This is a genomic window from Frankia sp. Mgl5, from assembly GCF_023242985.1.
Lineage (GTDB): Bacteria > Actinomycetota > Actinomycetes > Frankiales > Frankiaceae > Parafrankia > Parafrankia soli.
The window spans coordinates 20,230-29,985 of sequence record NZ_JALKFY010000619.1; the positions used below are offsets into that span (position 1 = coordinate 20,230).

The window sequence follows — 9,756 nt, forward strand, 5'->3', positions numbered from 1 at the left end:
CCGCGAGGGCGTTCGGGCTAGTACCCGCCGAGTCCAAAGTGCCCGGCCAGTTCCTGATCCGACTTGCGGATGGTCATCGATTTTTTGAGGACCAGATAACGTAGGCGCGGTTGACTTCGGCTGCTAGTGTCGCGAGTTTCGGAAACTCGTCGTCGATCATTTCCCAGTCGCAGATCAGTGAACCATCAATGAGTGCGGTCCACGCTTGCACGAAGTGTTCGAAGGCCTGGAGAATGTGGAGCTCGTAGGCTTCCATGTGCCGCCCCTGCGTCTCGAAACGTTTCGCTTCGATCTCCGACTGATCTTCAGGCATGCGCCGGACGAACGGAGAGGAGACAGGCTTCGGGGCCCGGTCGGGATCCAAGACACCGAGCCCCCTGCGATGAAGCGTCATAGTGTCGATGATCAAACCTTTGAAGGCGGCCTGTTCCGCCTTCTGCGCGGTCCGCTCAAACTCTTCGACGCTTGGCCGAAGATTGTCGGGGCCGTCAAACCTCAGAGATTCTTTCAAGCCCACAGCCAGCCATCTGACGCGGTCCGTGAGGTGCCCCTTTTCTCCCGGACAGTGGCCCCTACTAGAATAGATGGGGGTAGTCCGGAGGGAATGAGAGTTGACGCAGAAGCGCAGAAAGTTCACGCCTGAGTTCAAGGAAGAGGCCGTGAGGATGGTGATCGAGACGTCCCGTCCGATCGCCGCTGTCGCACAGGAACTCGGCATAGTCGAAGGAACTCTTGGAAGCTGGGTCGCCACCTACCGGCGCGCCCACGCTGGCGAGCCACCGCCACCGACCGCCGACGAAAGCACTCGGCTACGCGAACTCGAACGACAGAACCGTGAGCTGCTCATGGAAAACCAATTCCTGAAAAAAGCCGCAGCGTACTTCGCCAAGGATCATCGGTGAGCGACACGTTCGAGTTCATCGATGCGGAGTACGCCACCCGCACCACCACGAATGCTGGCACACCAGCGCCGTCCATCATCCAGATGTGCGCCTGGCTCGACGTCTCCCGCTCCGGCTTCTACGAATGGCGCGACCGGCCCGCCTCCGCGACCGCGACCCGCCGCGGCGAACTCGCCACGCTCGTCGTCCGGTCGTTCACCACCTCCGACGGCACCTACGGCTACCGCCGTGTGCACGCTGACCTGCTCGCCTGGGGCCGTCCCTGCGGCCCCGAGCTCGTCCGTGCCCTCATGCGCGAGCAGGGCCTGGAGCCGTGCCAGCCCCGCCCCTGGCGGCACACCCTGACCGAACCCGACCAGACCCCCGCCGCGATCCCCGATCTTCTTCAACGCGACTTCACCGCCGACGCCCCAGGAACCAAGATGGTCGGAGACATCACCTACATACCCACCTGGGAAGGATGGCTGTACCTCGCGACCGTCATCGACTGCCACACGAAAGCAGTCATCGGCTGGGCCATGGACGACAACTACAAGACCGGGCTCATCGATACCGCCATCACCATGGCCGCCCGTAACCACCAACTCACCGACGGAGCTATTTTTCATGCGGACCGCGGAAGTAACTACACATCCGCCCAGTTCGCTGCTACCTTGAAGAAGCTCGGGATCCGCCAGTCCGTCGGCCGGACCGGTATCTGCTACGACAACGCAATGGCCGAGTCGTTCTTCGCGACTCTCAAGAACGAACGCGTCCACCGCACGGCCTACCCGACCCGCGAACACGCCCGCCGCGACATCACCCGGTACATAGAAATCCGCTACAACACGACACGCCGCCACTCTGGACTCGGCTACTGCACCCCACAACAGGTCTACGACGAGTACCTGAAAAAGCAGTCCGCAGCGTAAATCAGCTTAATAAACCCTGTCCGGAATTAACGGGGCACACCACCGCGACCACCCTGAGTCTGGCCGTTTCTTCCTGCCACGCGGCAACCAGCGCGTCGACGTCCTCTACTTCATCCTCTGGCTCGTCATCGAACGCCACTTGATGCCTCCTCCGCCATGGGCTCGTGTTGGTTGCCGCTCCCCGGCCGGATACTACGAGACTCCAATTCGGGTGATCACGGGAGAGCTTAGATGCTGGTTTGGCATCCACGGAGAGTTACCTTCAACCGGCCGGGAAGGACACCTGTTGCCGATCAAGTAGCCTGCCGCTGCTGTGGCGTCACGGCCGAGCAGCAGGCCATCCAAGCCGCACAAGGTGATCGGCTTCGTCGACCGCTTACTCGGCAGCGGCCAGACCAACTGACTGGCGACGAGAGGGCTTCCCTCGCCCATCTGCACTTTCTTGCTTCACAGCCAGATTCAGCGCAGAGCAAGGCCGTCGGGCCCGCCGAGTCCCCTGAAGCCCGCCAGCTGTCGGCGTTCGCCGAGTGACACCAGTCACATTCAACTGACCCGATTTGTCCTCCACGACCGCCCCTAGCTGCACCTTCGACGTCAATCTCGACGTTTACCTGCGTTTGAATTCAATTGACGCACTCTGAGGATCCTTGCCTACTGTTTCGAGGCGTCGTTCTCCCCCTGACCCCGCCGAGAGGACCCTCGTATGCGTGGGCGCACCCTGTCGTTGTCCCTGCTGCTCGCGATCATCGCGGCCCCGCTGCTGGTGCTGGTACCGGCGCCGGGGGCATCGGCCGCCACTGTCGGCGACTGCGCCGCGGAGGCGGCGACGGCTCCAAGCGGCTGGCACAAGAGCCGCTACGAATGGTGCAAGATCGAAAAATTGTCCGCCGGCGAGCGCGACCGGGGCGGCCGGGTCATCGGCACCGTCGATGCGCTGTACGCCATCGCGGTCACCACCAACCAGAACAGCCAGGCTGTGCGGGTCGAGGTGCAGGTTCGGGAGATCAAGTCGACGGGCACGCTGGCAAACGCCGAGCTGAGCGTGCAACTGCCATGCAGCCGCTGCACTCCCGGTGTGGCCCGCGGCCGGACGGCACCGCTGGCCAGCTGGCGGACCGACCCCTCGACGGCCTTCGACTTCACCGGGACGCTGGGCGACCTCATCGGTGGCGGACCGGACCGGGTGGCGCTGCACTACTTCAACCCACGCTTCGTCCTGAACGACCGGCTGACTTACAACGCCCGGGGCTCGTACTTCCGCTGCGACCAGGCCTCGTACATCGCCCGGGGAACGGCCGGCTGCGTCTTCCCGCAGTACGTGCCGACCTTCACCTTCAGGCTGGGTGGCAACGTGCCTCTGGTCGCACAGCACATCGACGATGCGCTGAACCGGCCGGCCTCGACGCTGCCCTCCTGGAGGGGAAAGACCATCCCCAGCACCCTGCACCGCCTCTACCATGACGCGGCGCTCCGGCGGAAGAACCGCAGCACGGCCATCGCCACGTGTAACCGGAACTCCCCTGGCTACGCCAAGACGACGCCGAAGCAGGACTGCGACGAGTACCCCTTCTCCGCCACGATCGAGGGCGCGGCAAGGGGAGACGACCGGTACTCGGCCCGGCCGGTCAACGCCAGCCAGAACCGAAGCGCCGGAGCACAAGTCAACCAGTGGTGGGAGCGGAACCGGATCATCGACGGTGACGCCTTCACCATCGCGACGGGCAAGTAGCATCCTGCCCTGCGAGTCGGGCCGGCGACGGACAGTGTCGCCGGCCCTGGCCCGTCACCCGATGCTGACGGCGTTCTGAGACCGAAGGGGAAGCCCCGTGGCGGCCGATGCCAACCTGATCGCCTCCTGCCGCGACACGGTGGAGGTGGTCTACGGGCACTTCTACATCCAGGACAAGGGCGTGTCGTGGTTCCACGACTCGAGCCAGCCGGAGCCGGGACCGCCGGAGGACGACGACCTGGTGCGCACCGCGCTGGACTGGATCAGCATCGTCAGCGCGGTGGGTGATCATGTGGCCGGGGCGCAGCTGGAGGTGTGGGACCGGGAGCCACAGCGTCAGGACGACTGGGAGGTGTCGGCCGACTTCGAGTTCACCTGCACCACCGGGAACGTGGCGTTGGTGGCGGTCATGATGGGGCCCTCAACGGAGGAATTGATCATTGGGGCCCCCGGCGCGTACCGGGGGCGGGTGTACTCCCGGGGGCGCGAGGACGCCGAGGCAGCGTTGGAGACGGCTGACGAGGTGCCGGAGGGGACGGAGCAGTATTTGGTGCAGTGGTGGCAGGGATAGATCTGTCGAAGATCCTCCGGATTTTACTGTCCCGACTCGTCGGACTGCGCCACGAAATCGGCTCGTCGATAATTCGGTTCGATGCCGAGGCGAGTGCTGAATTCATCGGCGAGGGCCTTACAGCTGCGCCAGGCCCAGTTGGTGCAGCCGAAGCCGAGAACCTGGTCGGGGAAGTACGGATTTCCAGACGAGGTGAGAGGATTCAAGGTAAGGCTTTTGCCGCGCAGCTTCCTCTCCAGTCGGTGCACCTGGTCGCCGCCCAACGTTTGTGGCTTGTAGTGGATCAGCGCGTTCCGGATCTCGACGACAAGCGCGACATCCTGGTAGGGCTGCCTGCCTTGCTCGAATGGCTCGTGCCCGTCGGCAACGAGCACGGCGTCGAGCTTCTGTAGCGCTGGGAGCTGCTCCAGCTTCCCGTCATTCCACATCCAGGCGAGCATGCGCCTGGTCGATGCTGACAGCGGGGCGATGTAGTCCGACTCGCGATTCTTCTTGGAATCCTTGGCGTGGTCGTAGATGTCCTGCAAAATTTCGTTGATCATCGCTTCGAGGAACATACACGAAGCGGTAATCGAGCCGATCACGTACCCGCGGTGTGCAGGATCGAATTTCGGCACCCTTTGAGACTCGACAGCATCTTTCTCGATCTTGTTCACTTGATCGCTGAACAGTCGGGAGGAGTGTAGATAGTGCGCCGAGAAGTAGCTCCGTATTGCTACGGTAACCGAGAGTGCGGAAGCGGTGCCGGGTGCGGATTGGGCGGTCATTATTACAGCTTCACTTTCCATTTTCCCTGCCAATAGATGCAAGAAACGCTGGGGCGACCGTGTCAGCCTACACCCGGTATACGCAGGATCGAACGGTCCCATCTGGTACCCTGGAGGACCTTTACGCAGTGGCCGCGATAAATTGGCGCCGGGTTTGGGTGCCGCGGCACCTACTCGCTCTGTGCGGTGGCCTGAATTGTAACTAGAAGTTGTTTCGCTTGAGCGAGCAACTGATCGTACGTCATGACCGTGATCGACTTTAGCCGAGCGTTCAGGCCATGAAGCGCACGAAGCTGATCTTTGGACCAGTCGTTCGAACGTCCGATCACGATCGTCGAGGTTGGGTGGTAAGCGATCACCTCGGGGTGATCGCGTAGCCCCTTCGCCGCCCCCTCATGGAGCGCGTCCATGTAACGGTGGCACTGACCGATGGTCTTGGAGACGTCGGACGACCAGTAGTAGCACTTGTGACTACTGTCCCAGTGGATCACCGAATGGTCGGGCCGCTTGAGCTCAAATATGTCGCGAAACCCATTTGCGGTCAGTTCCATCAGATGATCGACCTCGTCGCCGAGCGCGATAGTACGAACATCGTCGCGCATCGTGTAGGCGTTCCCGAAGGCCCAGGCATGATTCTCGCACCAAGTCTGGTATGTACTCTCCGCGTTTATACCAGAAGACAGAAACTCTTCGAACTGGTCGACCGCAGCGACGAGTTCCGCGACTCGCAGGGCCCCCTGAAGCCCTGACAGTCGGCGTACCGTCTCGGGATCCTCGGTGAGAGCCGCCAAAACATCCGTGTTGGCTACGAGGGCCGTGACCGCACGGCCAATGTCGCCTGGATCGGCATCGGCCGTGCTGGTGGCTGGGCCGTCAAGCGGTACGAGCAGATAGCCGCCGTCTTTCCCTGCTCCAGCCAGTGCAAGTGCCTGATCAAGGATGTCCCTGAGGTGCCGCGTCTCCTTCTCGTTCAAGGTGATCTCGGCAGGGTGCCCGAACCTTACGGATCGGCTCGCTTTGCTCCAGTAGGACAGCTTGGCGGCGACGGTGTCCGGGCCGTTCTTGTGTGGGATGTACTGCGGGATCACCTCGAAGTGACTTCGGCTGCTTCCGGATCGAATGGCGATCGGTCGAGAGAAGGACACTCTTCCCGAGTTTGCTGCGCGACGTTCAAGCTGCGTTGCTTGGTCGACCACTGGCGCACTCCATTGCAGCATCGTCAATCCGGGAAGGTGCCGAATCAGAGTTGACCGACCGCGCCGGACTGTAGACAGGTGGGAGCAGTGCAATTAGCTGACCATGAGCGTACTTGTGAAGGTTGCGAGTAAAACCTGCCAGAAAGTGTGATGTCGGGCACAACTTGAGGGTTGCTCGGGAGCAGTCATGCTAATGCACTACTTCAACCCATCCTGCAGATAGCGGTCTCCGTCCCCACCGAGGGCTTGCACTGCCGCCTGCACCCGCCGCCCCACATACGGCCGCAACAGCCCTTCGGCCTCACCCACTGTGCAGAACCGGACAGCCCGCAGCTCCGGATCCCGAATCCGCAGGGACGCTGCTTGCTCGATGCTCAGCACCCCGCCGTCGAAGACGAAAGCCAGTAGATCATCCCATGGCCCGTGTGGGGGCTCCCAGTCCACACACAGCAGCTCCCCGATCGGCACCTCGAGACCGAGCTCCTCCCGGAGTTCACGCTTGAGCGCGTCCCGAGGTGCTTCGTTGGCTTCGGCCATACCACCGGGCAGGTCCCAGTCGGGCTTGTACGTGGGGTCGACGAGCAGGATCCGGCCGGCGGAATCGCGGATGAGGGCGTCGGCGGAGACGCGCTTGCGGGCCTGGCGGGCGTTGCCTTCGGCAAGGTAGGCAATGTCCTCCGGAGTGGGGTGGCCGCCGTAGGCCGCCCGCCACTCCTCTTCGATGTTCATGGTGTGGCAGGCCGGGGGGTCGGCAGGATTGCCGTCAGCTGTTCGCGGAAGGCCGCAACCGCCGGCACGCCGGCGTGGGGGTGCAGAGCGTGGCCGAGGGATCGCAGCTGCCGGACAACCCGTTGGGACGCCAGGTGCGGCGTCAGATCCAACACGTTGGTCCCCACCATGGCGGCAGCACCGAAGTCACCCTGCCGGATGTGCACGGTGGCCAGGGTGAGCTGGGCAAAAGATCTGCTGCGAACGCGGTCCGGACCGCGCAGGCTGAGCACGATGTTCGCCTGCCACGTGGCTGCCTGGAGATGGCCGAGATCGCGCCGACAGACGGCAGCTTCCGCGGCCAGGGCGGCTGCGTCGAACGGGCTGAGCCACTCGTGCTCGTCGTGGTGGGCGCCGTGGAGTTCGGATTCGGCGGCGTCCAGCGCTGCCAGGCACGAAGCCTCGTCACCGAGGAGCGCCGAGCCACGGGCGCTCATAGTGTGCAGCCGGCAGCGCAGGGGCGCACAGGCTGGGCCGTCCGGCACCAGCGCCAGGCCGGCTTCCGCCAGGTGGACGGCTTCGGAGGGCCGGTCATGCTCCAAGGCTAGATGACTTTGGCTGACTAGGGTCTGGGCGCTCAGCGCCGGATCGCCGGCGGCGGTCGCCAGGCCGAAGGCCTGGGCGAAGTGCTGACGGGCCTGGTCATGCCGGTGATCGTCGTACGCCAGCCAGCCGGCCATGTCGGTGAGGGATGCCGCAGCGGCGAAGGCTGCCGGTTCGTGATGGCCGTGGCCGATGAGCCGCGGAAAGACGTCGGTCTGGAGGTAGCGCGTCACCACGGGGTAGAGGCTGCCGCTGCCGAGTTGGCGATCGGCTGCCCGGAAGGCACGGGCCGCGGCGCGGATGGTGTCGACGTGTGGCCGCAGCTCGGCGTGCGGCGTGGCGGCGGCGGGCAACCATGCGGTCGCGGTCGCCGGGGACGCCTCGACGTTGGGGATCGGCACGTGGGGTGCGCCCGTCCGAGGCCGGCCCGGCAGGTCAAACCACAAGAGGTGTTGTGGCAGTCCAAGCGTGGCGGCCCAGTGCCCAAGCCGGTCGAGGTCACGGATGGGCGGGCCGGACTCGATGCGGCTGATCTGTGCTTGGGTCAGGCCGAGCCAGAGGCCCAGCCGTTCCTGGCTGATTGGCCGGCGGTGAAACGGGTGCAGGCGGTAGGCCACGGAGACTAGGCCGATGTGCTGGGAGCTGAAGGCATCCCGTAGCTGATCGGTCTGCCAGAAGGCCAGAGGTAGATCCGGCGGGGCCGCATCCCGTTGCTGTTCGTGCCGCAGGCACTTGGTGCACCGGGTTTCGCGATGGTCGCTGGCCAAGCGGGTGCCGCACGAGCAGTACCGGCGGGATGGTGGTCCGGGCATGATCGCCCCCGTGGCGTAACGGTTCGGGAGAGGCCGTGGCCCCGGGAGTGTATCCGGCCACTCACGCAAACGGACATCCTCACCACGCGATGCGCGTATGCCCGGCATACGCCGGGCGGCATGGTCTGGTTTGCCGTTTCGACGGAGGGTCATTCTCAGGCGCCCGGGGCCGGGTCGAGCATCGTCGTCCACACCGACCGCTCTCCGGCCTCGGGCGCCGCTATGTCCGGGATGGGCGAATCTGAGGCGACGGAGGGCTCTGCCAATGACCGGAACGAACGGCGACCGGGAACCAAACGCGGGAGTGCCGATGAACCTGCCACTGCGCCTGATGGAGCTGGATGTGCGGGCGGCACTGACGCAGATGGAGAAGGTGGAAGTCACGCTGGCGTACTTCGGCCACCGGCTGCCGATGGTGCCGCTGGAGCGGGCGGCCTTCACGGAACGGGTCGAGACGATCGCTGAGGAGCTGCGCTGGTTGCGGGACCGGGTGGCACAGGCGGCCGGACGGGCGGAACAGGCCGAGGGCTTGAGGCCGGACGGTGGGCTGACCCGGCGGTCGGCTGTGAAGCCGTGGTCGGGAACGACATCGCGGCGGATCCCCGGGCCCCGGCGGGGCTGTGGGGACGATGGCCCGGCGGGAGCCGGACGATGAGCGAGCCGGGGGTACCGGGGCCCCGGGGCGACGGCAGTGTTGAGCGGGGCGCACGACCGGTGGCGTACGGATACATCTGCCTGCAGCATGACGACGAGGACGTGATCACGGAGCTGCATGAGCTGGTGACGGCGTTCGCCGAGGCCGAAGGGTTGGCACTGCAGGAGATCTATGTGGATCGGAACGTACGACCGGGGCAGACAGTGCGGCCGGGGTTGGTGGTGCTGTTGGACGCGGTGGTGCGGTGTGAGGCGGGGTGCGTGGTGGTGGTGCCGATGGGGGCGCATTTGTCGCCGGAGGAGCGGGTGCGGGGGGCGATGGAGGTGGAGATGGAGATGCTGGGCGGGAGGATCGTCGTCGTCGATTCCCGCCGAGCACCGGTTCGGGGAGAGACCGGCTGAACCAGCGTCTCCCCGAACGTCGATAGCTCAATGTCCAGCCGGTAGGGCCTGAGCCCTACGCCACCACGCCCGCCATCCCGACCAAGCGATCATCCTCACGACCAGCACAAACACGACTTTACAATGGCCCTGCCAGAAACCCCAACACACCCACGAGCCGCTACTCGGCAAACTTACCGGAGCCCTGCACCAAAGTCGAAGAGCTGGACACGGAGGCTTTCAGAACGACTGAATTGCATAAATGTCTATTTTAGATTAAAATATATTATATGGATAATGTAAACACCAGCTTGAGATCTCGCACCCTCGCTCGGCGAGGTGGTGTTGCTATTTCCCTGGCCCCCAAGAGCTACTTCTTTGGTTTTGCTGCGTAAGCAGCATTTATTATTCCCACTATCTTTATAACCAAAGTAACTACTCTCAGAAGAGGAGCTTAACAAATGAAAATGTATATCGAGCCTATCAGTAAGGAGGCTCTCAGCCACTACCTCGCTATTACCG

12 protein-coding genes are annotated in these 9,756 nt (G+C 63.9%); 5 read left to right on the top strand and 7 right to left on the bottom strand.

Translation table 11 applies throughout. The features are described from left to right. Positions 1 to 73: 73 nt before the first annotated feature. The gene (locus MXD62_RS16890) at positions 74 to 517 is read right to left on the bottom strand and encodes a hypothetical protein (RefSeq protein ID WP_248830217.1); all 444 of its coding nucleotides are present in this window, start codon (positions 515 to 517) and stop codon (positions 74 to 76) included. A 94-nt stretch (positions 518 to 611) separates the two neighbouring features. On the opposite strand from MXD62_RS16890, the gene MXD62_RS16895 reads away from it, so the two are divergent. Next, positions 612 to 1,813, top strand: a protein-coding gene (locus MXD62_RS16895) for an IS3 family transposase (RefSeq protein ID WP_248830219.1) whose coding sequence is annotated in 2 segments (ribosomal slippage) — positions 612 to 876 and positions 876 to 1,813 — 1,203 coding nt in all. Because the reading frame shifts where the segments join, the coding sequence is not laid out codon by codon here. Between the two features lies 1 nt (position 1,814). On the opposite strand, the gene MXD62_RS16900 is transcribed toward MXD62_RS16895, so the two are convergent. Next, positions 1,815 to 1,952, bottom strand: coding sequence for a hypothetical protein (locus tag MXD62_RS16900; RefSeq protein WP_248830221.1), 138 nt, complete (start codon positions 1,950 to 1,952; stop codon positions 1,815 to 1,817). A gap of 564 nt (positions 1,953 to 2,516) precedes the next feature. Between MXD62_RS16900 and MXD62_RS16905 the strand changes: the two genes are divergently transcribed. Together MXD62_RS16905 and MXD62_RS16910 are read left to right on the top strand one after the other, a co-directional pair. Beyond that, complete coding sequence (locus MXD62_RS16905; protein ID WP_248830222.1) at positions 2,517 to 3,542, top strand: NucA/NucB deoxyribonuclease domain-containing protein; 1,026 nt, start codon at positions 2,517 to 2,519, stop codon at positions 3,540 to 3,542. Positions 3,543 to 3,639: 97 nt separating this feature from the next. Further along, complete coding sequence (locus tag MXD62_RS16910; protein WP_248830230.1) at positions 3,640 to 4,113, top strand: hypothetical protein; 474 nt, start codon at positions 3,640 to 3,642, stop codon at positions 4,111 to 4,113. Positions 4,114 to 4,136: 23 nt separating this feature from the next. Here MXD62_RS16910 and MXD62_RS16915 read toward each other — a convergent pair whose 3' ends face one another. From MXD62_RS16915 to MXD62_RS16930, 4 genes are all read right to left on the bottom strand, one after another. Further along, complete coding sequence (locus tag MXD62_RS16915) at positions 4,137 to 4,769, bottom strand: hypothetical protein (RefSeq protein WP_248830233.1); 633 nt, start codon at positions 4,767 to 4,769, stop codon at positions 4,137 to 4,139. 281 nt (positions 4,770 to 5,050) lie between these two features. After that, complete coding sequence (locus tag MXD62_RS16920) at positions 5,051 to 6,076, bottom strand: Shedu anti-phage system protein SduA domain-containing protein (RefSeq protein ID WP_248830240.1); 1,026 nt, start codon at positions 6,074 to 6,076, stop codon at positions 5,051 to 5,053. A gap of 198 nt (positions 6,077 to 6,274) precedes the next feature. Then, positions 6,275 to 6,805: an NUDIX hydrolase gene (locus MXD62_RS16925; RefSeq protein WP_248830254.1), complete on the bottom strand. Its 531-nt coding sequence runs from the start codon at positions 6,803 to 6,805 to the stop codon at positions 6,275 to 6,277. Then, positions 6,802 to 8,391, bottom strand: a complete 1,590-nt coding sequence (locus MXD62_RS16930) for a helix-turn-helix transcriptional regulator (protein WP_248830256.1) — start codon at positions 8,389 to 8,391, stop codon at positions 6,802 to 6,804. The genes MXD62_RS16925 and MXD62_RS16930 overlap by 4 nt, the downstream gene beginning before the upstream one ends. A gap of 73 nt (positions 8,392 to 8,464) precedes the next feature. Between MXD62_RS16930 and MXD62_RS16935 the strand changes: the two genes are divergently transcribed. Next, the gene (locus tag MXD62_RS16935) at positions 8,465 to 8,854 is read left to right on the top strand and encodes a hypothetical protein (protein ID WP_248830258.1); all 390 of its coding nucleotides are present in this window, start codon (positions 8,465 to 8,467) and stop codon (positions 8,852 to 8,854) included. A 59-nt stretch (positions 8,855 to 8,913) separates the two neighbouring features. Then, the gene (locus MXD62_RS16940; RefSeq protein ID WP_248830260.1) at positions 8,914 to 9,255 is read left to right on the top strand and encodes a hypothetical protein; all 342 of its coding nucleotides are present in this window, start codon (positions 8,914 to 8,916) and stop codon (positions 9,253 to 9,255) included. Positions 9,256 to 9,500: 245 nt separating this feature from the next. On the opposite strand, the gene MXD62_RS16945 is transcribed toward MXD62_RS16940, so the two are convergent. Further along, positions 9,501 to 9,756: hypothetical protein (locus MXD62_RS16945; RefSeq protein ID WP_248830261.1), on the bottom strand; the 256-nt coding region annotated here is incomplete at its 5' end.

Excerpts from the sequence above, each read along its gene's own strand:
- MXD62_RS16905 (WP_248830222.1), top strand. The coding sequence starts at position 2,517 with ATGCGTGGGCGCACCCTGTCGTTGTCCCTGCTGCTCGCGATCATCGCG.
- MXD62_RS16925 (WP_248830254.1), bottom strand. The coding sequence starts at position 6,805 with ATGAACATCGAAGAGGAGTGGCGGGCGGCCTACGGCGGCCACCCCACT.
- MXD62_RS16935 (WP_248830258.1), top strand. The coding sequence starts at position 8,465 with ATGACCGGAACGAACGGCGACCGGGAACCAAACGCGGGAGTGCCGATG.